Source organism: Mycobacterium pseudoshottsii JCM 15466 (genome assembly GCF_003584745.1).
Taxonomy (GTDB): domain Bacteria; phylum Actinomycetota; class Actinomycetes; order Mycobacteriales; family Mycobacteriaceae; genus Mycobacterium; species Mycobacterium marinum.
This window is the reverse complement of sequence record NZ_AP018410.1, coordinates 4525488-4550725: the sequence shown is the minus strand read 5'-3', so window position 1 is coordinate 4550725 and position 25238 is coordinate 4525488. Positions and strand designations below refer to the sequence as shown.

Here is a 25238-nt window from a genome sequence, read left to right as displayed (position 1 = left end):
CAGGAGTTTGGGGTCGCTGACCTGGCCGGTATAGTGGGGCGAGTCATGGTCTACCTCGATCACGCCGCCACCACCCCGATGCATCCAACCGCCATCGAGGCGATGACGGCTGTGCTGGCCACCGTGGGCAACGCGTCGTCGCTGCACACCACCGGGAGGGCTGCGCGCCGGCGCCTCGAGGAATCCCGCGAGCTGATCGCGGCCAAGCTGGGGGCACGCCCCTCGGAGGTGATTTTCACCGCGGGGGGCACCGAGAGCGACAACCTGGCCGTCAAGGGAATGTACTGGGCGCGCCGAGACGCGCAGCCCGCCCGTCGGCGCATCGTCACGACTCGGGTGGAGCACCACGCCGTTTTGGACACGGTGGACTGGCTGGTTGAGCACGAAGGCGCCGAGGTGACCTGGCTGCCCACCGACGCCGATGGCTCGGTGTCGGCCAGCGCGTTGCGCGATGCGCTGGAGAGCCATGACGATGTCGCGTTGGTATCGGTGATGTGGGCCAACAACGAGGTCGGCACGATCATGCCGATCGCCGAACTGGCCGGGGTTGCCGCCGAGTTCGGTGTCCCCATGCACAGTGACGCCGTGCAGGCCGTCGGCCAGATACCGGTGGACTTCGGTGCCTGCGGCCTGGCGGCGATGAGTGTGACGGCACACAAGTTCGGCGGCCCACCCGGAGCCGGGGCGCTGCTGATGCGACGCGACGTCAGTTGTGTGCCGCTGCTGCACGGTGGTGGCCAAGAGCGCGATATCCGGTCCGGCACCCCCGACGTCGCCAGTGCGGTCGGTATAGCGGCGGCGGCGCGGATCGCGGTGGACGGGCTGGAGGCCAACAGTGCGCGGCTGCAGACGTTGCGGGACCGCCTCGTTGCCGGGGTGCTCGCCGAAATCGACGACGTTCGTCTCAATGGTGCCCGCGATCCGCTACGGCTGCCCGGCAACGCGCACTTCACCTTCCGCGGTTGCGAAGGTGATGCGCTGCTGATGCTGCTGGACGCCAACGGAATCGAGTGCTCGACCGGATCCGCCTGCACCGCCGGTGTCGCGCAGCCGTCGCATGTGCTGATCGCGATGGGCGCCGATCCGGCCAGCGCGCGCGGCTCGCTTCGTCTTTCGCTGGGGCACACGACAGTCGAGGCGGACGTCGATGCGGCGCTGCAGGTGCTGCCCGCAGCGGTGGCTCGCGCCCGCTCTGCCGCCGTGGCTGCCGCGGGAGCGGCCTGGTGAAAGTTCTAGCCGCAATGAGCGGAGGCGTCGACTCATCGGTGGCGGCCGCCCGCATGGTCGATGCCGGCCACGACGTCGTCGGCGTGCATCTGGCGCTGTCGACCGCGCCGGGCGCGCTGCGTACCGGCTCCCGGGGTTGTTGCTCCAAAGAGGACGCATCCGACGCGCGCCGGGTCGCCGATGTGCTTGGAATCCCGTTCTATGTATGGGATTTCGCCGAGAGGTTCAAAGAGGATGTGATCGACGACTTCGTGTCCTCCTACGCCCGCGGTGAGACCCCCAACCCCTGTATTCGCTGCAATCAGCGCATCAAGTTCTCGGCGCTGTATGCCAAAGCGTTGGCTCTGGGCTTTGACGTGGTGGTTACCGGCCACTATGCCCGGCTATCCGAGGGGCGGCTGCGCCGCGCTGTGGACCAGGACAAGGACCAGTCCTACGTGCTGGCGGTGCTGACCGCCGAGCAGCTGCGCCACGCGATGTTCCCGATCGGGGACACCCCCAAGCCGCAGATTCGGGAAGAGGCGTCCCGGCGCGGCCTGGCGGTGGCCGACAAGCCGGATAGCCACGACATCTGTTTCATTCCGTCGGGCAACACCCAGACGTTTCTGGGCGAGCGGATAGGGGTTCGTCGCGGCACAGTGGTGGACGCGGCCGGTGCGGTGCTGGCCACCCATGACGGCGTGCACGGTTTCACCATCGGGCAGCGAAAGGGCCTGGGGATCCCCGGGCCGGGGCCCGACGGCCGCCCGCGCTACGTGACGGCGATCGACGCCGAAACCGGCACGGTTCGGGTCGGTGACGTGGCCGATCTGCAGGTGCACGCGCTGACAGGGCGGGCGCCCATCTTCACCGCGGGTACCGCTCCGACGGGCCCGCTCGAGTGTGCGGTTCAAGTGCGTGCGCACGGTGAAACCACCAGTGCGGTAGCCGAATTGGTCGGCGACGAACTGTCGGTGCGGTTACATTCCCCGCTGCGGGGGGTGGCACGGGGGCAGACGCTGGTGTTGTACCGCCCCGATCCGGACGGCGATGAGGTGCTGGGCAGTGCCACCATCACCGCAACCTCGGCGTGCTCGCCGGTGTCCTAGCCCGGCACGTTGGCGGCGATGTTGGTGAGCACGATGTCAGAGACCGAATCCGGGAACCCGCAGAAGGTGACTTCCAGCAGGGCCACCGAAAGCACCCGGTAGTCGCGGCCGCAGTCACCGGGGCGCATGCGCAGCGAGTCGGCGTCGGCTTTCCAGCTGCTGACGAACAACCAGCCGCTGGAACTGTCTGCGCAACTTCCGACGGCGCCCACCAGATCGTCGAAGGCTCGTCGGGCGATGTCGGCGTCCGGATACACCGCCGCGGCTTCGGAGATCAGAGCGCTATCTGGCGGATCTTGGAAGGTGGTCTTGTGGAACCCCGCGATGTCGGGTCCAAAGGTGGTGGTCTCGGAGAAGATGAACCGGCATTCCACCGGCGCGGTCTTTGCCAGGGCATCGATATCCACCGGATAGCTGCCGTCCATCGCCGGAATGATCGTCAGGTCCTCGCCGGCGCCGGTGATCGCGCGCATCCGGGTTTGGTCCAATAGCAGGGCGCCGGCCTGCCGGGCCTCCGGGGCGGACGCACCGAACGCGGGTAGCGCTTCGCCGTCCACCACTCGCGTACACGCCGCTGCCAGGAGCGTGGCGCAACACATCAACAGCGGTCGAATCAGTCTGGCCATCTGCCACCCCTTTATGCTTGCAACCTACCCCGGCGGTCCGTCGGTAAACACCCCTGGCTGTGTGCCACCGATGTGATGTCGAATACGGTTGGCAAGTGAGTGTTTTCGCAACGGCGACCGGCGTCGGGTCCTGGCCGGGCATCCTTGCGCGGCCGGCCGCCGAGGTCGTCGTTGGCGAGTTGGCGGATGCGCTGGCCTATCTGGTGGAGTTGCCCGCCAGGGGAGTGGGTGCCGACATGCTCGGGCGGGCGGGCGCGCTGCTGGTCGACTTGGCCCTGGACACGGTGCCGCGCGGCTACCGCATTGTGTCGCGGCCCGGCGCGGTGACCCGCAGGGCCATCAGCATGCTCAACGAGGACATGGACGCCCTGGAAGAAGCTTGGGAGACCGCGGGCCTTCGGGGCGGCGGGCGGGTGGTCAAGGTGCAGGCTCCCGGGCCGATCACCCTGGCGGCCGGGGTGGAGTTGAGCAACGGGCATCGGGCCATCACCGACCCCGGGGCCGTGCGTGATCTGGCCGCCTCGCTCGGCGAGGGAGTGGCCGCCCACCGGGCGGAATTGGCGCGCCGTCTCGATACACCGGTGGTGGTGCAGTTCGACGAGCCGACGCTACCGGCGGCCCTGGAGGGGCGGCTGACGGGCGTGACTTCGCTGGCCCCGGTCGCCGCACTCGACGAGGCGGTGGCGCTGGGGCTGCTCGATACCTGCGTCGAGGCCGCCGGCGCCGACGTGGCGCTGCATAGCTGCGCGGCGGCGCTGCCGTGGGATCTTTTGCAGCGCAGTGGTATCAGCGCGGTGTCGGTGGATGTCGCAACACTGCGCGCCGCGGACTTGGACAGCATCGCGGCGTTCATCGACTCGGGCCGTACGGTGGTGCTCGGCGTCGTGCCCGCCAGCGTTCCCGACCGCCGGCCTTCGGCCGAAGAGGTCGCCGCCGACGTGGTCGCGGTGACCGACCGGCTTGGCTTCGGCCGCACGGTGCTGCGCGACCATGTTGGGGTCGCGCCGGGCTGCGGTCTGGCCGGCGCGACGCCGCAATGGGCCCGCACCGCGATCGGCCTCGCCCGCAAGGCCGCCGAAGGCCTGGCTCGAGATCCCGATGCCATCTGAGGGTGCGATGTTCGGGGCCTGTGGCCCTGGCGGAGACCTCACCCTGTTCCGCTGATTGGTGGACATGCGGGTCGACGGGTGTATGCATCCGATTGGCGGACAGACCGCACTCGTTCGCGTGAGTAGGGTTCGGAAATATCCCATACGGAACGGAATGGGTGAGTGATCGATTCGCGAGACAACGGCGATTCTGCGAGCCGAAAGCCATTCCTGATTTTTTTCGCGAGTGTGGGTTAAGCTCGCGCGAAGTCTGTTGGTTCGGGCCATGCAGACCGTGAGTGAAAATCAGGTTATCAACTGCTGATTTCGGTCGTGGGGTCCAGAAGTGACGATATTGCTTGTCAATCCTCCCGGTGCCCGCCGTAATGGGCGCTCCTATTTGAGCGAGCAGAAGCTTGGCGACCCGTGGGTGTATTCCACCATGCCGATGGAGCACCTCGGCATGATGTCGATCAAGGCTTACGCCAAGACCCAGGGGATCGAGATTGCCACCGTCAACGGGCTCGTTGCCGGGCACAGTTCGGTACAGGAAACGTGGTCGGCCATCGAGAACGCCGTGCGTTGCAGCGGTAAGCCCCGGCTGGTCGGCTTTTCGTGCATCGACACCCTTCCTGAGGTGCTGTGGCTAGCGCAGCGCGTTCGCGAGACCTGGGACGACGTGCAGATCGCCCTGGGAAATGCGATCGCGACATTGAATTACGAGCGGATTTTGCGCCAGCATGACTGCTTTGACTTCGTGATCGTTGGAGACGCCGAGGTCGGATTCACCAAGCTCGCCAATGCCGTGGCCAATGGCGCTGCGCTTGACGACGTTCCCGGGTTGGCCCGCCGGGACGATCGCGGGCAGATCATCTGCTCGCCGTCGCGCCTGATCGACCTCGACGAGCTGCCCCGTCCGGCCCGCGACGAGTTGCCGAGCGTTCTTGCCGATGGCTTTTCCGCCGCGGTCTTTTCGACCCGTGGCTGCCCCTACCGCTGCACGTTCTGCGGCACCGGAGCCATGTCGGCGATGCTCGGGCGCAACAGCTACCGGGCCAAGTCGGTTGACGCGGTGGTCGACGAGATCGCGTACCTGAAATCCGATTTCGACATTGGCTTTCTCTGCATCACCGACGACCTGTTCATCTCCAAGCATCCCAGCTCGCAACAACGCGCGGCCGAGTTTGCTGACGCCATGATCAACAGCGGCGTTGACGTCAAGTTCATGATGGATATCCGCCTGGACTCCGTGGTGGATCTAGAACTGTTCAAACACCTGCACAAAGCGGGTTTGCGCCGGGTTTTCGTCGGCTTGGAAACCGGTTCTTATGATCAACTCCACGCGTACAGCAAACAGATCATCAATCGCGGACAAGATGCCGCCGACACGATCAACGCACTGCAGCAGGTGGGCGTTGACGTAATACCGGGCACCATCATGTTTCATCCCACGGTGCAGCCGGACGAATTGCGCGAGACCGCGCGGCTGCTACGGGCCACAAAATTCATCTCCACCTATAAGTTCATGGGCAAGATCACCCCGTATCCGGGAACACCCCAGGGCTCCGGCGTTGTTGATTAGCAGGCTTGTGAGCTGGGGGATTGTGGATTGAGGAGGTCTAGGCGGCGGTTGGCGGTCAAAGCGGTGATCCGGCAGGCTTCGGCGATGTTGTCGGCGCCGTTGAGGCGGTGCAGATTGATCGCGGTGTTGCGTAGCGTTGCTAGGACCTGTGCGCCGTTTCCGGTATGTGCCCTTTGACGGTCTTCGTCGAAGGTGACGTCGCGTATCCAGTGCAGGCTGTTCTCGATTCCCCAGTGTTGACGCATCCAGGTCATGATCGCGGTAGGGCGGGCGTGCTCGAACGGCAGGCTGCAGATGGCATAGACCACCTCCACGCTGCGCTGGTCGGTGGCGGTGATCAAGCGTTCACGAGTGATCCGAATGATTTGTTTTGCGTAGGGGAAGCCGATTCCTCGTGCAGCGGTGATGATTTGCAGGGTGCGGGTCTCGACACGGCCGTGGCCGCGGGAGTCGTCGGTAGCGGCTGTGGGCACCTCGGCCCAGGGCAGCGCGGTGATACGCGCAAGTATTTTGGCTTGGTTGGACTTGACGATCATCAGGTAGTGCGACTTCAAGGTGGCGCAGATCAACTTCGCGGTGACGACCTGGGTATGCATCGCATCCACGGTGACCAGCCACCGCAAGCTACCCGGCAGCAGCGTGAGCAGGGCACGTACGCAGGGAATTTCATTGCTTTTCTCGGCGACAGCGAGTTGACCGAGCACCAATCGGGCACGGTGGGCGAACACCGACACGAGATGCGTGGCTGTCGCTTTGGCGCGTAAAGCACCACGCAGCATCTTGCCGTCCAACGCGATCGGCACCAATCCACTGGGGTCGCTGCTGGCCACGTGTGCAGTGAAGTAACTGCCCATCCTGGCGTTGAGGTCGGCGGGGTCTAGCCGAGACAAAACAGCGCGGAAGGTCTTCTCACTGGGCCGCCGGAACCGGACCCCTAATTGGGCCAACACATCATCGGGAGCGGTGGCCGCCCATGTGGCAAAACCAGCATAGCCGCGCATCCCCGCGGCAGTGGCCAGAACCGCGATCGCCAACAAAGCCATCAGCGAATACCTCCGACCGCGTGGGCCCCTCGGGTCTGGCACCGAGGCCAACACATCGAGAAACTCCGATCCGATGAGCTCGCTGCGCTCACCAGGACTCCAGCGGTCGAACACCTCTGGAACCGACGACACAGGCAATACTGAAACGGTAGGCACGGGCAACTCCAGACCAACGACGAACAGTAACCAACTCGATCGTTCTCCAGATAGCCCGTGCCTACACTCCGGCCCCAATAGCGCGGCACCAAAGATCATCAACCCAGCTCACAAGCCTGCTAATCAACAACGCCGGAGCCCTGGGGAACACCCCTATGCCAGGAGTATTCGGATCTGGGCTATCTACGCGAGGAATGGCCGCTGGGTGAATGGGACTTCGTGGACCCGGAGGCCGCGCGTGTTTATGCCGATGTCTGTTCGCTCATCGCGCCACGCCCGGACCTGCCCTACGACGAGGCCGAGAAGTTCTTCCTGGCGCGCCTTGACGAATGGGACGACGTCATCGCCGCGCGAATTGAGCAAACGGCAGCCGACGGCACCGGCACACTCGAGCCGCCCGGCGGCCCTCAGACGCCGGAACTGCTGTCGTTGACCTGACAATCCCGGGCCTTGCGGGCTGATTGGCGCACCAACCGAGCCGGGGCCGACTGGAATCGAGCGGGTCAGGACTGAGAACCCACGGGCAGTCCGATAGCTGCCCGAGGACCCCGCCACCCCACGTCCGCGGATCGGCAACTACGTATTGTGGCTGCGTTGCGCCTGATAATCGAGATGTCGGCGGTCCGGGTGGACGTCGCAAGGCCGTGTGCGGCGAGGCCGCACGCACGGATGGGAAGGGGGATGGGGCGCCGGGTCCGCCGCGCGGACGTCGTGCCCCTGATCGCCAATGACTCCTGAGGTGTTGCGGCAGTGGCAGGAACTGGCCGAGCAGGTGCGTGAACACCAGTTTCGCTACTACGTGCGCGACGCGCCGGTGATCACCGACGCGGAATTCGACGAATTGCTGCGCCGGCTGGAGGCGCTCGAAGAACAGTATCCCGAGCTACGCACACCCGATTCTCCCACTCAGCTGGTCGGTGGCGCCGGTTTCGCGACCGAGTTCGAACCCGTCGAGCATCTGGAAAGAATGCTCAGCCTCGACAACGCGTTCAACACCGAGGAACTCACCGCCTGGGCCGGCCGCATCCACGCCGATGTCGGCGACAATGCGGCCTATTTGTGTGAGCTCAAGATTGACGGCGTGGCGCTGTCGCTGGTGTACGAAGGGGGGCGGCTGACCCGGGCCTCCACCCGGGGCGACGGCCGCACCGGCGAAGATGTCACGCTCAATGCCCGCACCATCGAGGACGTTCCGGAACGGCTTTCCCACAGCGAGGACCACCGCATGCCCGAGGTGCTCGAGGTCCGCGGTGAGGTGTTCTTTCGGGTGGCTGATTTCCAGGCGCTCAACGCGAGCTTGGTCGAGGAGGGCAAGGCACCGTTCGCCAACCCCCGCAACAGCGCGGCCGGGTCGTTGCGGCAAAAGGACCCGGCGGTCACGGCCCGGCGCAGATTGCGGATGATCTGCCATGGGCTGGGCCACACCGAAGGCTTTCGCCCGGCGACGCTGCACCAGGCCTACCTGGCGTTGCAGGCCTGGGGGCTGCCGGTTTCTCAGCACACCACGCTGGTCGCCGACCTGGCCGGGGTACAGGAGCGCATCGACTACTGGGGCGAGCATCGCCACGAGGTCGACCACGAAATCGACGGCGTGGTGGTCAAAGTCGACGATGTCGCCCTGCAGCGGCGGCTCGGTTCCACCTCACGGGCACCGCGCTGGGCGATCGCGTACAAGTACCCGCCCGAGGAAGCCCAGACCAAGCTGCTCGATATTCGGGTCAACGTCGGCCGAACCGGGCGAGTTACGCCGTTTGCGTTCATGACGCCGGTGAAGGTCGCGGGCTCGACGGTGGCACAAGCCACCTTGCACAACGCGTCGGAGGTCAAGCGCAAGGGCGTGCTGATCGGCGACACGGTGGTGATCCGCAAGGCCGGTGACGTGATCCCCGAAGTGTTGGGTCCGGTGGTCGACCTCCGTGATGGGTCCGAACGCGAATTCGTCATGCCCACAACGTGTCCGGAGTGCGGCGCGCCGCTGGCTCCGGAGAAGGAGGGCGACGCCGACATCCGCTGTCCGAATACCCGCAGCTGTCCGGGGCAGTTGCGGGAGCGGGTTTTTCATGTCTCCAGCCGCAATGCCCTCGACATCGAGATGCTGGGCTATGAGGCTGGCGCCGCGCTGCTTTCGGCGCGGGTGATCGGCGATGAAGGCGACCTGTTCGGGCTCACCGAGGAAGAGCTGCTTCGCACCGACCTGTTCCGCACCAAGGCCGGTGACTTGTCCGCCAACGGCCGGCGGCTACTGGCCAATCTGGACAAGGCGAAGGCGGCGCCACTATGGCGCGTGCTGGTGGCGTTGTCCATCCGCCATGTCGGACCGACAGCGGCACGCGCACTGGCCACCGAGTTCGGCAGCATCGATGCGATCGTCGCCGCGACCACCGAACAGTTGGCCGCCGTTGAGGGAGTGGGACCGACGATCGCCTCCGCCGTTTCGGAGTGGTTCACCGTCGACTGGCACCGCGAGATCGTCGAGAAGTGGCGGGCCGCCGGTGTGCGGATGGCCGATGAGCGCGACGACAGTGTGCCGCGCACACTGGCCGGGGTAACCGTGGTGGTCACCGGCTCGTTGCCCGGATTCTCACGGGACGAGGCCAAGGAGGCGATCGTGACCCGTGGCGGCAAAGCCGCCGGTTCGGTATCGAAAAAGACCTCCTACGTCGTCGCCGGTGACGCACCCGGCTCGAAGTACGACAAGGCGGTCGAACTCGGCGTGCCCATCCTCGACGAAGATGGGTTTCGAAAGTTGTTGGAGCAGGGCCCCCCGGCCGAAGTGGGGGAGCCGACCTAGCGGTCGCAACCCCCGACGACCGGGCCGCGACGATTGTGGCTACCACCGGCGAGTTCTATCGTGGGCGCTATGACGCAGACTGCCGACCGGTCCGCGCAGGTATCACCGTGGTCGCCGCGTGAGGCGGAGTTGCTCGCGGTGACGTTGCAGTTGCTGCAAGAACATGGCTACGACCGGTTGACGATAGACGCCGTTGCCAACACCGCCCGGGCCAGCAAAGCCACCGTGTACCGGCGCTGGCCGTCGAAGGCCGAATTGGTGCTGGCGGCATTCATCGAGGGGGTGCGACAGGTCGCCGTCGCGCCGAATACCGGCTCGCTGCGCGACGATCTAGTGAAGATCGGCGAGGGCATTTGCGGCCAGGCCCACCAACAAGCCAGCACCATCCGCGCGGTGCTCGTCGAGGTGTCGCGGCACCCCGCGCTCAGTGACGCGCTGCAGCGTCAATTCGTGGATCAGCGCAAGGCGTTGATCCAGCAAGTGCTGCAACAGGCGGTCGACCGGGGGGAGATCACCCAGGCGGCCATCACCGACGAACTCTGGGACCTGTTGCCCGGCTATCTCATCTTCCGGTCCATCATCCCCAACCGGCCGCCGACCCCTCACACGGTGCAGCTTCTGGTTGACGACTTCATCATGCCCGGCCTGACCCAAGCCACCGGGTGACCGTTGAGCCCCGGCGAGATCGGCGCGCGCCAGGAGGATACAGGCACGTTTCTTGTGCAGTACGGTCCAGTACCGTACTGTCATAGCAGTCAAACTCACTTGAAGTGCACCGCCACCCGGGCACGGGTGCTTCGGCCCCTCGTCGAAAGGCCAACGAGTGAAGGAGATTTCAATGGAAGCCCTCGTCAGAAGGGGGTGGATGATGATTGTCGCGGTGGCCGTCGTCGTGATCGCGGGATTTGCGATCTATCGTTTGCACGGGATTTTCGGGTCGCACAACAACGCTTCGGGTGGCCAACGGCATCTCGAATGAAATCGTCCCCTTCAACCCCAAACAGGTAGTTCTGGATGTGTTCGGCGCCCCGGGGGCCGTGGCGACCATCAACTACCTCGACGTGAACGCTCAACCCCAGCAAGTCGCGGACGCGCCGCTGCCCTGGTCCTTCACCATCACCACCACGGAGCCGGCGGTTCTGGGCAACGTGGTGGCGCAGGGCAACGGCGGCACCATTGGCTGCCGGATCACGGTCAACGGTGAAGTCAAGGACGAGCGGATCGTCAACACCCCCGATGCCTACACCTTCTGTCTGGACAAGTCCGGATGAGTGACCAGCAGCCCACGCCGCCTCGCATCCCGCACGCGATCTGCCGGCTCGCGGTGCCCATCGTGCTGCTGTGGCTGGCCCTTGCCGCGATAACCAACGCTTCGGTGCCACAGCTGGAGGACGTCGGCAAGACCCACAACGTGGCGATGAATTCCCCCGATGCGCCGTCCTTGCAGGCGACCAAGCGAATCGGCAAGGTGTTCGGTGAGTTCGACTCCGACAGCTCGGCCATGGTGGTGCTCGAAGGCGACAATCCGCTCGGCGCCGACGCCCACAAGTTCTACGACATCCTGATTCACAAGCTCGAACAAGACACCAAGCACGTCGAGCATGTACAAGACTTCTGGGGCCGACACGCTCACCGCGGCGGGCGCGCAGAGCGCCGACGGCAAGGCCGCCTACGTGCAGGTCTACCTGACGGGAAACCTCGGTTCGGCGCAGGCCAACGAGTCGGTGGACGCGGTCCGTGACATCGTCGAGCACACCCAGGCGCCGCCGGGTATCAAGGCATATGTCACCGGCCCCGCGCCCCTGATCGCGGATCAGTTCGAGGTGGGCAGCAAGGGGACCGCCAAGGTCACCACGATCACCGTCGGGGTGATCGTGGTGATGCTGTTCTTCGTTTACCGCTCCGTCCTCACCACGCTGCTGGTGCTGCTCACCGTGCTCATCGAGATGGCCGCCGCCCGCGGCATCGTCGCCGTGCTGGGAAATGCCGGAATCATCGGGCTCTCAACCTACGCAACGAATCTGCTCACGCTGCTGGTCATCGCCGCCGGAACCGACTACGCGATCTTCGTGGTCGGCCGCTATCAGGAGGCCCGCTCTGCCGGCGAGGAACGAGATACCGCGTTCTACACGATGTTTCGCGGTACCGCCCACGTCGTCCTGGGCTCGGGCCTGACCGTTGCCGGTGCCGCGGCATGTCTGAGCTTCACCCGGTTGCCCTATTTCCACAGCCTGGGTATCCCAGCCGCACTGGGCATTCTGGTTGCGCTGCTGGCCGCGCTGACCCTGGGGCCTGCGGTGCTGACGCTGGGCTCGGCGGTGGGCGTCTTCGAGCCCAAACGCGCGATGCGAACCCGCGGCTGGCGGCGGATCGGCACCGCGATCGTCCGGTGGCCCGGCCCCGTTCTGGTGGTGGCATGCGCGTTGGCGCTGGTGGGTCTGCTGGCCCTGCCGGGATACAAGACCAGCTATGACACGCGCCCCTACATGCCCTCCAGCGCCGCGGCCAACGTCGGATACGCGGCCGCCGAGCGGCACTTTTCCCGCTCCCGGTTGGAGCCCGAGCTGCTGATGATCGAAACCGATCACGACCTACGCAACCCGGCCGACATGCTCATCCTGGACCGGGTGGCCAAGGCGGTTTTTCATGTACCCGGCATCGCCCAGGTGCAGTCGATCACCCGGCCGTTGGGCACCCCGCTTGATCACAGTTCGCTGGCGTTTCAGATGAGCGCGCAAAGCGCCAATCAGATCGAAAACCTCACCTACCAAAGAGATCGCGCGAACGACTTGCTCAAGCAGGCCGGCGAACTATCGACCACGATCGACCTGCTGAACAAGCAATACGCCCTGCAGCAGGAACTCGCGGCCACGACGCACGGCGAGGCCGAGAACTTCCACGACACCATCGCGACGATGAAAGAGCTGCGCGACAAGATCGCGAATTTTGACGACTTCTTCCGGCCGATACGCAGCTACTTCTATTGGGAGAAGCATTGCTATGACATCCCGGTCTGCTTTGCGCTGCGGTCGATCTATGACGCGCTCGACGGGATCGACCAGCTCACATCGAAATTCGAGGACCTCACGGCGACCCTGGACCGGCTCGACGCGCTGCAGCCCAAACTGGTGGGCTTGATCCCACCCCAGATCGCCAGCCAGGAGACCAATCGCGAACTGCTGATGGCGAACTACGCGACCCTGTCGGGCATCTATGCGCAGACGGCGGCAGCGATCGAAAACGCCACGGCACTGGGCCGGGCTTTCGATATGGCCAAGAACGACGACACCTTCTACCTGCCGCCCGAGGTCTTCAACAATCCCGACTTCAAACGCGGTCTGAAGCTTTTCCTTTCGCCTGACGGCAAGGCGGCCCGCATGATCATCACCCACGAAGGTGATCCCGCCACCCCCGAGGGCATCTCGCACATCGACCCGATCAAGAAGGCCGCCCACGAAGCCGTCAAGGGCACCCCGTTGGCCGGGGCGCAGTTTTTCCTCGGCGGCACCGCGGCCACCTACTACGACATCCAAGACGGCGCCAAGTACGACCTGATGATCGCCGGGATCGCGGCGCTGAGCCTGATCTTGCTGATCATGATGTTTCTCACCCGAAGCCTGGTTGCCGCGCTGGTCATCGTAGGCACGGTTGCGCTGTCACTGGGGGCCTCATTCGGCCTGTCGGTGCTGGTGTGGGAGTACCTCTTTGGCATCAGGCTGTATTGGGTGGTGCTTGCCCTGGCCGTGATCCTGCTCTTGGCCGTGGGATCCGACTACAACCTGCTACTCATCTCACGGTTCAAAGAGGAGATCGGTGCCGGACTCAAGACCGGGATCATCCGTGCCATGGCGGGCTCCGGCTCGGTGGTCACCTCGGCCGGCCTGGTGTTCGCCGTCACCATGTGCGCCTTCGTGTTCAGCGGTTTTCAGGTGCTCGGTCAGATAGGAACCACCATCGGTCTTGGCCTGTTGTTCGACACCCTGATCGTGCGCTCGTTCATGACACCGTCGGTCGCCACGCTGCTTGGGCGCTGGTTCTGGTGGCCGTTGCGGGTGCGCCCCCGTCCGGCCAGCCAGATGCTGCGCCCCTACGGTCCACGGACGGCCGTTCGTCAACTGCTGCTATGGGAAGACGACGACCCGGTGGTTGCCAAAGAATCGCACTAGCCGCGCCGCGCTAGCGCAGCATGGTGGCCACGATCCCGGCCAGATAGCCCAGCCGAGCCACCTCCGAGGGCCGAAATTCCGGGCCGGGCCGCCCCAGCACCACCGCAGTGTGCTGGTCGCCCAGCGGCGCGGCCACCATCCTGGTGTCCATATCGCGCCAGACCTTTGGCACCCACTCGGCGCTTCCGTCCAGCGGTTTGGCTTGCTCGATCGGAAGCCACGGTGCCGAAGCGGCACGCGTCTCCGGGGCGCCCGGGCTTCCGGCCAACCGCTGCAACTCGCCCTCGACGCTGCGCAGCACCGTGCACCAGCTGACCCGCAGCACTCGGGGCGCCTCGTTGGCCAGAACCTGCAGCCGGGACGTGTTGTCCCGCGCCGTGGCGACGTGGTCAAGAAGCTCCAGCTCACGGTGGGCTTCCAAGAGGCCGGTATGCGGACGCACGCTGTCCACTCGGACGCCGTTGAGGGATTCCGCGGCGGTGATCAATGCGTCCGGCATGGCGCCCGGAGCAAGCTCGACGACCAGATCATCGATTGCATATCCACAGCCGCGCTCGACGACGTCGAGCGACAAGATGTCAGCACCTACCGAACCGAGTGCGACCGCCAGCGACCCCAGGCTGCCTGGACGGTCCAGCAGTTCGATGCGCAACAGATACGAAGGCACGCGCATCACTGTTGCACAGCGATGCGCGTGGGGCATTTCGGCAGGAGACGATCGGGCCGCATCACGGCCGCCTCGAACTGCTCGGGAGACGGGCATCGCGTCGCATTCGGTGACGGGCGTGAAACCGGCCCGACGGGCGCGGTTAGGCTTTTCGCTCGTGTCCCAGATCTCCCGCGACGAGGTGGCCCACTTGGCCCGGCTTGCCCGTCTGGCGTTGACCGAAGATGAGCTTGACAGCTTCGCTGGTCAACTCGACGCCATCCTGACGCACGTCAGCCAGATCCAGGCCGTCGACGTCACCGGCGTCGAAGCCACCGATAATCCGCTCAAAGACGTCAACGTGATGCGCGCAGACCAGACGGCGCCGTGTCTGACGCAGGAAGAGGCGCTGGCCGAGGCGCCCGCAGCGGTTGACGGCCGCTTCGCCGTTCCGCAGATTCTGGGGGATAGCGAATGACCGACCTCATCCGATCCGATGCCGCCACGCTGGCCGCCAAGATTGCCGCAAAAGAGGTGTCCGCGACCGAGCTGACTCAGGCCTGCCTGGACCAGATCGAGGCGACCGATGACAGGTACCACGCCTTCCTGCACATCGGGGCGCACGAGGCGCTGTCTGCGGCGGCGGCCGTCGATACCGCCCTGGCCGCGGGGGAGCGGCTGCCGTCGGCGCTGGCCGGGGTGCCGCTGGCGCTCAAAGACGTGTTCACCACCGTCGACATGCCCACCACCTGCGGGTCCAAGATCCTCGAAGGCTGGCGCTCCCCGTACGACGCCACGCTCACCCTGCGGCTCCGCGCGGCCGGAATCCCGATTCTGGGCAAGACCAACATGGACGAGTTCGCGATGGGCTCCTCGACGGAGAACTCCGCCTATGGCCCGACCCGCAACCCATGGAACCTCGACCGGGTACCCGGCGGCTCCGGCGGTGGTAGCGCCGCGGCCTTGGCCGCCTACCAGGCTCCACTGGCCATCGGCTCGGACACCGGCGGGTCGATCCGCCAGCCGGCCGCGCTGACCGCGACCGTCGGTGTCAAACCCACCTACGGCACCGTTTCCCGATACGGGCTGGTGGCCTGTGCCTCCTCCCTGGATCAAGGGGGGCCGTGCGCGCGCACCGTGCTGGACACCGCCATGCTGCACCAGGTGATCGCCGGTCACGACGCCAAGGACTCCACCTCTTTGGAAACCGAGATACCCGATGTGGTCGGCGCGGCCAAGGCCGGCGCGTCCGGTGACCTGCGCGGCGTGCGCATCGGGGTGGTCAAGCAGCTGCGGGGCGACGGCTACCAGCCCGGAGTGCTGGCCTCGTTCGAGGCCGCGGTAGCGCAGCTGACCGCGCTTGGCGCCGAGGTGAGCGAGGTCGACTGCCCGCACTTCGACCATGCGCTGGCCGCCTACTACCTCATCCTGCCGTCGGAAGTGTCGAGCAACCTGGCGCGCTTCGACGCGATGCGCTACGGGCTTCGGATCGGCGATGACGGGACCCACAGCGCCGAAGAGGTGATGGCCATGACGCGGGCCGCCGGGTTCGGGCCCGAGGTCAAACGCCGCATCATGATCGGCGCGTACGCGTTGTCGGCGGGCTACTACGACGCCTACTACAACCAGGCGCAGAAGGTTCGCACCCTGATCGCACGCGATCTGGACGAGGCCTATCAATCAGTCGACGTGTTGGTTTCGCCGGCGACCCCGACCACCGCGTTTCCGCTCGGGGAGAAGGTCGACGATCCGCTGGCGATGTACCTGTTCGACCTGTGCACGCTGCCGCTGAACCTGGCGGGGCACTGCGGCATGTCGGTGCCGTCGGGATTGTCTCCGGATGACGGGCTGCCGGTGGGGCTGCAGATCATGGCGCCGGCGTTGGCCGACGACCGGCTCTACCGGGTGGGCGCGGCCTACGAGGCCGCCCGAGGCCCGCTACCCAGCGCCATCTGATTCCGCGCGAGCAGACACAGAATCGCGCCAATCCAGCCTATTTCGGCCGATTTTGCGTCTGCTCGCGCCAACGGTCGCCGCCCCAGGCAAGATGAAGGGATGCGGATTGGAGTACTCACGGGAGGCGGCGACTGTCCAGGGCTGAATGCGGTGATCCGGGCGGTGGTGCGCACTTGCGACGCCCGGTACGGCTCATCGGTGGTCGGATTTCAGGACGGCTGGCGCGGGTTGCTGGAGAACCGGCGGCTGCAGTTGCGCAACGACGACCGCAACGACCGGCTGCTGGCCAAGGGCGGAACGATGCTCGGCACCGCCCGCGTACACCCCGACAAACTGCGGGCCGGGTTGCCCCAGATCAAACAGACGTTAGACGACAACGGCATTGACGTGCTCATCCCGATCGGCGGCGAAGGCACGCTGACCGCCGCGCACTGGCTGTCCGAAGAGAACGTTCCGGTGGTCGGCGTGCCCAAGACGATCGACAACGACATCGACTGCACCGATGTGACTTTCGGCCACGACACGGCCTTGATGGTGGCAACCGAGGCCATCGACAGGCTGCACAGCACCGCGGAATCCCACCAGCGGGTGATGCTGGTCGAGGTGATGGGTAGGCATGCGGGCTGGATCGCGCTGAACTCCGGGCTGGCATCTGGCGCACACATGACGCTCATCCCTGAGCAGCCCTTCGACATCGAAGAGGTGTGCCGTCTGGTCAAACAGCGCTTCCAGCGAGGCGATTCGCACTTCATCTGTGTGGTCGCCGAGGGCGCCAAGCCCGTTTCGGGCTCGATGCAGTTGCGCGAGGGCGGACTCGACGAATTCGGTCACGAACGATTCACCGGCGTCGCCGCTCAGCTCGGCTGGGAAGTGGAAAAGCGCATCAACAAGGATGTCCGGGTGACCGTGCTGGGCCACGTGCAACGGGGCGGACAGCCGACGGCCTACGACCGGGTTCTGGCCACCCGGTTCGGCGTCAATGCCGCTGACGCCGCACATGCGGGCGAATACGGCCAGATGGTGTCGCTGCGCGGTCAGGACATCGGCCGTGTACCCCTGGCCGACGCCGTTCGGCAGCTCAAGCTGGTACCGCAGAGCCGCTACGACGACGCCGCTGAGTTCTTCGGCTGAGGCCGGCCCGCTTCGCCCGGCTTCGCCGGTTTCGCGACCACCACGGGGCTTGTCGGTGGTGGCCCGCTTCGCCCGGCTTCGCCGGTTTCGCAACCACCACGGGGCTTGTCGGTGGTGGCCCGCTTCGCCCGGCTTCGCCGGTTTCGCAACCACCACGGGGCTTGTCGGTGGTGGCCCGCTTCGCCCGGCTTCGCCGGTTTCGCAACCACCACTAGGATCGAACGACATGACGGTCACTAGCGCTGAGCTGCTCGATTACGACGAGGTCATTGCACGCTTCGATCCGGTGCTAGGCCTCGAGGTACACGTGGAGCTGTCCACCGCGACGAAGATGTTCTGCGGCTGCGTGACCACGTTCGGCGCCGAGCCCAACACGCAAGTTTGCCCGGTCTGCCTGGGTCTGCCCGGATCGTTGCCGGTGCTCAACCGGGTCGCTGTCGAGTCGACGATTCGCATCGGGTTGGCGCTCAACTGCGAGATCGTTCCCTGGTGCCGCTTCGCGCGGAAGAACTACTTCTACCCGGACATGCCCAAGAACTACCAGATTTCGCAGTACGACGAGCCGATCGCCATCAACGGCTACCTTGAAGCGCCGCTCGAAGACGGCAGCACCTGGCGGGTAGAGATCGAACGTGCCCACATGGAAGAGGACACCGGCAAACTCACCCACCTCGGCAGCGAGACGGGCCGTATCCACGGAGCGACGACCTCGCTCATCGACTACAACCGCGCCGGTGTGCCGCTCATCGAAATCGTCACCAAGCCCATCGAAGGTGCCGGTGCCCGGGCGCCACAGGTCGCGCGGGCCTATGTGACGGCGTTGCGAGACCTATTGCGGGCATTGGACGTATCCGACGTGAGAATGGATCAGGGTTCGATGCGCTGCGATGCGAACGTGTCGCTAAAGCCTTCAGGCGCAGCGAAATTCGGTACTCGGACCGAGACCAAGAATGTCAACTCGCTCAAGAGCGTTGAAGTTGCCGTCCGCTACGAAATGCAGCGCCAAGCTGCCGTCCTGGAGGCCGGTGGGCAAATCACCCAGGAGACGCGGCACTTTCACGAGGCCGGCTACACGAGCCCGGGACGGGTCAAGGAGACGGCGGAGGACTATCGGTACTTCCCCGAGCCCGACCTGGAGCCCGTCGCACCCAGCCGCGAATTGGTGGAGCAATTGCGCCACACCATTCCGGAATTGCCGTGGTTGAGCCGCAAGCGAATTCAGCAAGAGTGGGGCATCTCCGACGAGGTGATGCGCGATCTGGTCAATGCCGGCGCGGTGGACCTGGTGGCCGCGACCATTGCGCATGGCGCTTCGAGCAAGGAGGCGCGCTCGTGGTGGGGCAACTTCCTTGTGCAAAAGGCCAATGAGGCCGGCATCGGCCTGGACGAATTGGCCATCACCCCGGCTCAGGTCGCGGCCGTCGTGGCATTGGTGGAAGCGGGCAAGTTGTCCAACAAACTGGCCCGCGAGGTCGTGGAGGGCGTGCTGGCCGGGGAAGGTGAGCCCGACCAGGTGATGTCCGCCCGTGGCCTGGAACTGGTCCGCGACGATTCGTTGACCCAGGCGGCGGTTGATGAGGCCCTGGCCGCCAATCCGGAAGTGGCGGAAAAGATTCGCGCCGGCAAGGTCGCGGCCGCCGGCGCGATCGTCGGGGCGGTGATGAAGGCCACCCGCGGCCAGGCCGATGCGGCTCGGGTGCGGGAGTTGGTGCTGGTGGCCTGCGGCCAGGCCTAGCTTCGCTGAGTGTTCGCTGACCAATCGTGAGAAAGAGTGTCACAACCGGCGTTGTGCATCCATGATGTTGATGTGGTCGGTGAACCGTTCGAAGACATGATGGCGATGCTGGACGCGCCGGTGTTTGTGGTGACAACCCAGGCCGACGCGGTCCCGTCGGGTTGCCTGGTCAGTTTTGCCACCCAGACCAGCGTGCAGCCACCAAGTTTCATGATCGGGATGCCCACCACCAGCCGCATGGTGGAGCCGGCGAGCCGCTCCGACTGTGTCGCGGTGCACGTGCTGGCCCGTCGTCACCAGGCCCTGGCCGAACTCTTCGGCAGCCAAGCGGGCGAGGAGGCTGACAAATTCGAACGTTGCTCGTGGCGCGCCGGTCCCTACGGCATGCCGATTCTCGACGATGCGGCCGCGTGGTTCGTCGGCAAGATCTTGAGCCGCAGCGACGTTGGCGACCACGTGGCCTACCTGCTGGAGCCGATTGCTGTCTGGGCTCCCGATGCCCCGGAAGAACTGCTCTACCTGTCCGACCTCGATATTGAGGACTTCGAACCCGGCCAGGAGGAGCCGACCCGGTTCCACAAACCCGCTGAGGTGACGCGCCGATACGGCGTGCGATTCACCCTCGACTATCCCTAGTCGCGCCCTAGTAGGGGCCCGATCGTCAGGTCTTGTCGTCGTTGTTGCGGGGGAATCCGCCGCCCTGCGGGAACAGCGGAAACACCACGTCATCAAGCTTCTCGGCATCGCCGGCGGTCCTGTTGACCGTGGCGCCCCAGACGTTGCCGTCCGGTGACATGCGCAATGCCCAGGCATGTGCGTGCGTGTCTTTGCGCACCACATCCGGCTCACCGGTGACCGCCCCGGTCGACGCCGCGAGCCGGACCGCCACCGTCAGCTTGGTTTCAATCAGGTTGACCAGCACGGTCCCGTCCATCGCCGCGCACCCGGCCACGCCGGGTTTGTCCGGCCAGGTCCACACCGTGGAAACCTCTGAGTTCTTGGTAATGCGCTGCAACCGATCCGCGGTCGGCGTGCGATCGGCGATGTAGAGCGAGCCGTCGACGGGGTCGATGCACATGCCGCCCCCCGAGCCGACGCCGGCCAGCGCCGTGGTGGGCGGGGCTTGCCCGATCGTGGTGGGCTGCTCGATCCGCAGCACCTTGCCCGCCAGCGAATTGGGATCGGCGGCCATCTCTGGGCTACCCGCGTCTCCGGTCATGACGACCAGCGTGGTGGGGCTGGTGAAGATCAACGCGCCGGTATTGCCGGTGGGGCCCTTGGGGATACCGGTCAGGATGTCCTTGGGGACATCGCCGTCGGCGATGCGGATCACCCGGTTATCGGTGGGCGTGCTGATGTAGGCGTACATCAACCGGTCCTGCGAATAGGTCGGCGAGAGCACGATATCCATCAAGCCGCCATCGCCGGCCGGGTCGACCGGGATGACCACCTTCACCTTCGGTTCTGCGCTGACCGACACCTCCTTGACGGCGCCGGTGGTGCGCTCGGCCACCAGTGCGGACTTGCTGTCCAAGCCCATGATCAAGCCGCTGGTGCTGTCCAGGCAGCCCTGCATCACTCCGGGGGCCGGGCATTCCTTGGGGAATGGTGTCGGAGGCAGCGGCGGCGGGGGAGGAGGCGTCGAACTCGGCTGAGGCCGCAGTTCGGGGTTGGTGGTGAACGGCTGGGATTGGGCGTCGTTGAACCGCGCGCAGCCGCTCGATACCAACGTCACCGCGCACAACGCAGCGAGCGCGTACCGAATCGACCGCCGTATCCGCATGACCGACAGGCTACGGACATTGTCTGCGGCGCCGCCACCGGCCGCCACCGTGCGTCGTCGAGGCGGTTGTGCTCGCAGGCCCACCGCACTGGTTTGGATGACCGCGGTCCCTCGGCTGAGGGCCGATTTGAGGGTACCGGCGGACCCGTCTGGTACGAAGTGCGGATTTAACAGGCGAAAGCGCCGCTCAAATCCCCAATTCAGGTCTAGTTGCCCTTACCCTGGCACGAGTGACCAGTTCGAATGACTCACGTTGGCAACGACCGGACGATTCCCCTGGACCGATCCCGGGACGCCCCGTCACGGCGAGCCTGGTCGACCCCGAAGACGACTTGACCCCTGCGAAGTACTCGAGTGACTTTGGCAGCGCCGGAACCACCACCGTCATCCCGCCATACGACCCGACCAACTCCGGAGCTGTGCCTTCGGGATACAACCTGATGGACGCGCAGGAACCGTTGCCCTACGTCCAGCCCCAGCCGGGCGCGCGCCACATCCCGGCGACGCCCGCAGCTCTGGACATGGACGAGGACGACGAGCGGATACGCGCCGCCAGCCGGCGCGGGACCCAAAACTTCGGCCTTCTGATCCTGCGGGTTGGGCTGGGGGCGGTGCTGATCGCGCATGGATTGCAGAAGTTGTTCGGCTGGTGGGGCGGCTCCGGGGTGACCGCGTTCAAGAACTCGCTCTCAGATGTGGGCTTTCAGCATGCCGACATCCTGGCCTACGTAGGCGCCGGCGGCGAGATCGTCGTGGGAGTGCTGCTGGTTCTGGGCCTGTTCACGCCGCTGGCCGGGGCGGGCGCACTGGCCTTCCTGATCAACGGCACGCTCGCCAACGTTTCGGCGCGGCCGCATTCACAGTTCTCCTACTTCCTGCCCGACGGCCATGAGTACCAGATCACCCTGGTTGTGATGGCCGTCGCCGTCATCCTGAGCGGTCCCGGCCGCTATGGCCTCGACGCGGGCCGCGGCTGGGCGCACCGGCCGTTCATCGGGTCCTTCGTCGCCCTGCTAACGGGCATCGCCGCCGGTATCGCGATATGGGTGTTGCTCAACGGGGTGAATCCAGTCGCCTGAGCCCGGTCTCACCGGTACGGATTGGGGACGCGCCCTGAGCTGGCTTCGGTCAGCTGCGGCAGAGTCGCGAAGGTGACCGCGGGCAACCGCAGTTCACCGCCATTTCTGAGTTGGGCCCGCGCCCAGGAATCGCGGTTAAACCGCAAACCTTCGATGTCATCCCAGGCCACGGTGGTACTGCCCAGCAATGTCCGCGCGGTCACCCCGTTCTCGTCGGCGACCGTCCGCAGCCGGATGATCAGCGCCGAAACCAGCACCGGGAGAAGGAGCAGCGGAGCGCTTGGCGGCCAGGCCAGCACCGGTATCAGCAGACCCAGCGTCGCAAAGCCAACCGCAAGGTGCGCAATGGGCGACACCCTGATCACCACCGCCGTTTGAGTAGTCACCCTCGTATCATTCCATCGCCGCGCAATCGGGTCCGTCTGGCCATGTCGGGGCGGTGGCGCCGGTGCGGACCGGCGCCGAAGCCGACGGTGAGCACCAGCTCGAGGCCTCGGATTTGACGGTTGAGCTGTGCGAAGGCTACCGTCAGACGCTATGGATACCGCCGGAACCCCCGGAAAGCTTGTAGTACTTGGTCGGCGCGTTGTTGCCTGACTAGGTCAATCGAGCACCAACGCGCAACCCTCGTGCAGCAGGTGAGCTGACGGGGGTTTTTTGTTGCCTAACCAACGAGACTTCGACAGCGAAGCGGGACAAAGGACTAGAAGGACAGTGAGCGCACCGACCAAGCGACACTCCCCGACATCAGAGCCGCAGCCGCGCGGCGTGGCAGCTGGCGTGAACTCTTCGCCGGTTCACTCGAAACATGTTGCACCGGAGCAGCTTACCGGCGCCCAGTCGGTCATCCGGTCGCTGGAAGAACTCGACGTCGAGATCATCTTCGGGATTCCCGGCGGTGCCGTCCTGCCGGTGTATGACCCGCTGTTCGACTCGCAGAAGCTACGTCACGTGCTGGTCCGTCACGAACAGGGCGCCGGTCACGCGGCCAGCGGCTACGCGCATGCCACCGGCAAGGTCGGGGTGTGCATGGCGACCTCGGGCCCGGGCGCGACGAACCTGGTGACTCCGCTGGCCGACGCCCAGATGGACTCGATCCCGGTGGTCGCCATCACCGGTCAGGTTGGCCGCGGGTTGATCGGCACCGACGCCTTCCAGGAAGCCGACATCTCTGGCATCACGATGCCGATCACCAAGCACAACTTCTTGGTTCGCACCGGTGACGACATCCCTCGGGTGCTGGCCGAGGCCTTCCACATCGCGGCCTCGGGGCGCCCCGGCGCCGTGCTGGTCGACATCCCCAAGGACGTGTTGCAGGCCCAGTGCACGTTCAGCTGGCCGCCGCAGATGGATCTGCCGGGTTACAAGCCGAACACCAAGCCGCACAACCGGCAGATCCGTGAGGCCGCCAAGCTGATCGGGGCCGCGCGCAAGCCCGTGCTGTACGTGGGCGGCGGCGTCATTCGTGGCGAGGCGACCGAGCAGCTGGCCGAGTTGGCCGAACTGACCGGCATTCCGGTGGTCACCACCCTGATGGCGCGTGGCGCGTTTCCTGACAGCCACCGCCAGAACATGGGCATGCCGGGCATGCACGGCACGGTGGCCGCGGTGGCGGCCCTGCAGCGCAGCGACCTGCTGATCGCCCTGGGCACCCGCTTCGACGACCGGGTCACCGGAAAGCTCGACTCCTTCGCCCCCGAGGCCAAGGTGATCCACGCCGACATCGACCCTGCCGAGATCGGCAAGAACCGCAACGCCGATGTTCCGATCGTGGGTGACGTTCAGGCCGTTATCACCGAGCTGATCGCGATGCTGCGCCACTACGACATTCCGGGCAACATCGAGATGTCCGAATGGCTGGCGTACCTGGAGGGTGTGCGGGCGACGTATCCGCTGAGCTACGGACCTCAAAGTGACGGCAGCCTGGGCCCGGAATACGTGATCGAGAAGCTGGGCGAGATCGCCGGCCCCGACGCCATCTATGTCGCCGGAGTCGGGCAGCACCAGATGTGGGCGGCACAGTTCATCAAGTACGAGAAGCCGCGCACCTGGCTCAACTCCGGCGGGCTGGGCACGATGGGCTTCGCCATCCCGGCGGCCATGGGTGCCAAGATCGCGCTGCCCGACACCGAGGTCTGGGCGATCGACGGCGACGGATGCTTCCAGATGACCAATCAGGAACTGGCCACCTGCGCGATCGAGGGCATCCCGATCAAGGTCGCACTGATCAACAACGGCAACCTGGGCATGGTGCGGCAGTGGCAGAATCTGTTCTACGAGGAGCGCTACTCACAAACCGACCTCGCCACCCACTCACACCGCATCCCAGACTTCGTCAAGCTGGCCGAGGCCCTGGGCTGTGTGGGATTGCGTTGCGAGCGAGAAGAAGATGTCGCCGACGTGATCAACCAGGCCAGGGAGATCAGTGACCGGCCAGTGGTCATCGACTTCATCGTCGGTGCCGATGCGCAGGTCTGGCCGATGGTTGCCGCCGGAACCAGCAACGACGAGATCCAGGCGGCCCGCGGCATCCGCCCGCTGTTCGACGACGAGAGCGAAGGGCACGCCTGATGAGCACGAAGACTCACACCTTGTCGGTGCTGGTCGAAGACAAGCCCGGTGTGTTGGCGCGCGTCGCGGCGCTGTTCTCGCGGCGTGGTTTCAACATCGAGTCGTTGGCTGTGGGTGCTACCGAGCAGAAGGACATGTCGCGGATGACCATCGTGGTCTCCGCCGAGGCGACTCCGCTCGAGCAGATCACCAAGCAGCTCAACAAGTTGATCAACGTCATCAAGATCATCGAGCAGGATGACGACCACTCGGTGGCCCGGGAACTGGCGCTGATCAAGGTTCGGGCGGATGCGGGCACCCGCAGTCAGGTGATTGAAGCGGTAAATCTGTTCCGTGGCAAGATCATTGACGTATCGCCGGAATCGCTGACCATCGAGGCCACTGGCGACCGCGGCAAGCTGGAAGCGTTGCTTCGAGTACTGGAGCCGTTCGGCATCCGCGAAATCGCCCAGTCCGGAATGGTGGCGTTGTCCCGCGGTCCGCGCGGCATCGGCACCGCCGCCAAGTAAATTCGTACGTTTCGAAAAGACAAGTAAGAAGGAGATATTCACGTGGCAGACGTGTCATCCC

The 25238-nt window shown here is 65.5% G+C and carries 21 protein-coding genes and 2 pseudogenes; 18 read left to right on the top strand and 5 right to left on the bottom strand.

Translation table 11 applies throughout. From position 1 onward, the window contains the following. The first annotated feature begins 45 nt into the window (after positions 1 to 45). Together MPSD_RS20535 and mnmA are read left to right on the top strand one after the other, a co-directional pair. Complete coding sequence (locus tag MPSD_RS20535) at positions 46 to 1227, top strand: cysteine desulfurase family protein (RefSeq protein WP_011740002.1); 1182 nt, start codon at positions 46 to 48, stop codon at positions 1225 to 1227. Continuing rightward, positions 1224 to 2315 carry a tRNA 2-thiouridine(34) synthase MnmA gene (gene mnmA, locus MPSD_RS20530; protein WP_011740003.1) on the top strand — a complete coding sequence of 364 codons (1092 nt, stop codon included), beginning with the start codon at positions 1224 to 1226 and terminating at the stop codon, positions 2313 to 2315. Before MPSD_RS20535 ends, mnmA begins: the two co-directional genes overlap by 4 nt. Here the strand turns inward: mnmA and MPSD_RS20525 are convergent. Continuing rightward, positions 2312 to 2941 carry a sensor domain-containing protein gene (locus tag MPSD_RS20525; protein ID WP_011740004.1) on the bottom strand — a complete coding sequence of 210 codons (630 nt, stop codon included), beginning with the start codon at positions 2939 to 2941 and terminating at the stop codon, positions 2312 to 2314. The two genes, mnmA and MPSD_RS20525, sit on opposite strands and share 4 nt — an antisense overlap. Positions 2942 to 3036: 95 nt before the next feature. On the opposite strand from MPSD_RS20525, the gene MPSD_RS20520 reads away from it, so the two are divergent. Beyond that, positions 3037 to 4050 carry a uroporphyrinogen decarboxylase/cobalamine-independent methonine synthase family protein gene (locus MPSD_RS20520; RefSeq protein ID WP_015355111.1) on the top strand — a complete coding sequence of 338 codons (1014 nt, stop codon included), beginning with the start codon at positions 3037 to 3039 and terminating at the stop codon, positions 4048 to 4050. 379 nt (positions 4051 to 4429) lie between these two features. Beyond that, positions 4430 to 5611, top strand: a complete 1182-nt coding sequence (locus MPSD_RS20515; protein WP_232022607.1) for a B12-binding domain-containing radical SAM protein — start codon at positions 4430 to 4432, stop codon at positions 5609 to 5611. Here MPSD_RS20515 and MPSD_RS20510 read toward each other — a convergent pair. After that, positions 5608 to 6810, bottom strand: a complete 1203-nt coding sequence (locus MPSD_RS20510) for an ISAs1-like element IS2404/ISMul1 family transposase (RefSeq protein WP_420811951.1) — start codon at positions 6808 to 6810, stop codon at positions 5608 to 5610. The two genes, MPSD_RS20515 and MPSD_RS20510, sit on opposite strands and share 4 nt — an antisense overlap. Positions 6811 to 7029: 219 nt before the next feature. On the opposite strand from MPSD_RS20510, the gene MPSD_RS20500 reads away from it, so the two are divergent. The 5 genes and pseudogenes from MPSD_RS20500 (at position 7030) to MPSD_RS20480 (ending at position 13767) form a co-directional block, all read left to right on the top strand. Next, positions 7030 to 7248 carry a hypothetical protein gene (locus tag MPSD_RS20500; RefSeq protein ID WP_020786492.1) on the top strand — a complete coding sequence of 73 codons (219 nt, stop codon included), beginning with the start codon at positions 7030 to 7032 and terminating at the stop codon, positions 7246 to 7248. 289 nt (positions 7249 to 7537) lie between these two features. Then, on the top strand, positions 7538 to 9601 hold the full coding sequence (gene ligA, locus MPSD_RS20495; protein WP_020786493.1) for an NAD-dependent DNA ligase LigA: 2064 nt from the start codon (positions 7538 to 7540) through the stop codon (positions 9599 to 9601). Positions 9602 to 9658: 57 nt separating this feature from the next. Next, complete coding sequence (locus MPSD_RS20490) at positions 9659 to 10267, top strand: TetR/AcrR family transcriptional regulator (protein ID WP_085979884.1); 609 nt, start codon at positions 9659 to 9661, stop codon at positions 10265 to 10267. A gap of 172 nt (positions 10268 to 10439) precedes the next feature. Then, positions 10440 to 10872, top strand: a pseudogene (locus MPSD_RS20485) (MmpS family transport accessory protein). Then, positions 10869 to 13767 (top strand): annotated as a pseudogene (locus MPSD_RS20480) (MMPL/RND family transporter). Before MPSD_RS20485 ends, MPSD_RS20480 begins: the two co-directional pseudogenes overlap by 4 nt. A gap of 10 nt (positions 13768 to 13777) precedes the next feature. On the opposite strand, the gene MPSD_RS20475 reads toward MPSD_RS20480, so the two are convergent. After that, positions 13778 to 14434, bottom strand: coding sequence for an ACT domain-containing protein (locus tag MPSD_RS20475; protein ID WP_020786497.1), 657 nt, complete (start codon positions 14432 to 14434; stop codon positions 13778 to 13780). 157 nt (positions 14435 to 14591) lie between these two features. On the opposite strand from MPSD_RS20475, the gene gatC reads away from it, so the two are divergent. The 5 genes from gatC to MPSD_RS20450 all read left to right on the top strand — a co-directional run bounded on the left by gatC (position 14592) and on the right by MPSD_RS20450 (position 19871). Next, complete coding sequence (gene gatC / locus MPSD_RS20470) at positions 14592 to 14891, top strand: Asp-tRNA(Asn)/Glu-tRNA(Gln) amidotransferase subunit GatC (RefSeq protein ID WP_011740011.1); 300 nt, start codon at positions 14592 to 14594, stop codon at positions 14889 to 14891. Then, entirely contained in the window at positions 14888 to 16369 is a 1482-nt protein-coding gene (gene gatA, locus MPSD_RS20465; protein WP_012393519.1) for an Asp-tRNA(Asn)/Glu-tRNA(Gln) amidotransferase subunit GatA, read from the top strand. The genes gatC and gatA overlap by 4 nt, the downstream gene beginning before the upstream one ends. A gap of 99 nt (positions 16370 to 16468) precedes the next feature. Next, positions 16469 to 17500: an ATP-dependent 6-phosphofructokinase gene (locus MPSD_RS20460; protein ID WP_011740013.1), complete on the top strand. Its 1032-nt coding sequence runs from the start codon at positions 16469 to 16471 to the stop codon at positions 17498 to 17500. Positions 17501 to 17726: 226 nt separating this feature from the next. After that, on the top strand, positions 17727 to 19235 hold the full coding sequence (gene gatB / locus MPSD_RS20455; protein WP_015355117.1) for an Asp-tRNA(Asn)/Glu-tRNA(Gln) amidotransferase subunit GatB: 1509 nt from the start codon (positions 17727 to 17729) through the stop codon (positions 19233 to 19235). Between the two features lie 36 nt (positions 19236 to 19271). Further along, the gene (locus MPSD_RS20450; protein ID WP_012393521.1) at positions 19272 to 19871 is read left to right on the top strand and encodes a flavin reductase family protein; all 600 of its coding nucleotides are present in this window, start codon (positions 19272 to 19274) and stop codon (positions 19869 to 19871) included. Positions 19872 to 19896: 25 nt separating this feature from the next. Here MPSD_RS20450 and MPSD_RS20445 read toward each other — a convergent pair whose 3' ends face one another. Further along, on the bottom strand, positions 19897 to 21018 hold the full coding sequence (locus MPSD_RS20445; RefSeq protein WP_012393522.1) for a PQQ-dependent sugar dehydrogenase: 1122 nt from the start codon (positions 21016 to 21018) through the stop codon (positions 19897 to 19899). 230 nt (positions 21019 to 21248) lie between these two features. On the opposite strand from MPSD_RS20445, the gene MPSD_RS20440 reads away from it, so the two are divergent. Beyond that, positions 21249 to 22097, top strand: a complete 849-nt coding sequence (locus MPSD_RS20440; protein WP_012393523.1) for a DoxX family protein — start codon at positions 21249 to 21251, stop codon at positions 22095 to 22097. An 8-nt stretch (positions 22098 to 22105) separates the two neighbouring features. On the opposite strand, the gene MPSD_RS20435 is transcribed toward MPSD_RS20440, so the two are convergent. Next, positions 22106 to 22465, bottom strand: coding sequence for a PH domain-containing protein (locus MPSD_RS20435; protein ID WP_369797349.1), 360 nt, complete (start codon positions 22463 to 22465; stop codon positions 22106 to 22108). Between the two features lie 71 nt (positions 22466 to 22536). On the opposite strand from MPSD_RS20435, the gene MPSD_RS30300 reads away from it, so the two are divergent. From MPSD_RS30300 to ilvN, 3 genes are all read left to right on the top strand, one after another. After that, the gene (locus MPSD_RS30300; protein WP_011740018.1) at positions 22537 to 22668 is read left to right on the top strand and encodes a hypothetical protein; all 132 of its coding nucleotides are present in this window, start codon (positions 22537 to 22539) and stop codon (positions 22666 to 22668) included. A gap of 143 nt (positions 22669 to 22811) precedes the next feature. After that, the gene (locus MPSD_RS20430) at positions 22812 to 24668 is read left to right on the top strand and encodes an acetolactate synthase large subunit (protein WP_012393526.1); all 1857 of its coding nucleotides are present in this window, start codon (positions 22812 to 22814) and stop codon (positions 24666 to 24668) included. Further along, on the top strand, positions 24668 to 25177 hold the full coding sequence (gene ilvN, locus MPSD_RS20425) for an acetolactate synthase small subunit (RefSeq protein WP_011740020.1): 510 nt from the start codon (positions 24668 to 24670) through the stop codon (positions 25175 to 25177). Before MPSD_RS20430 ends, ilvN begins: the two co-directional genes overlap by 1 nt. The last annotated feature ends 61 nt before the right edge of the window (positions 25178 to 25238 follow it).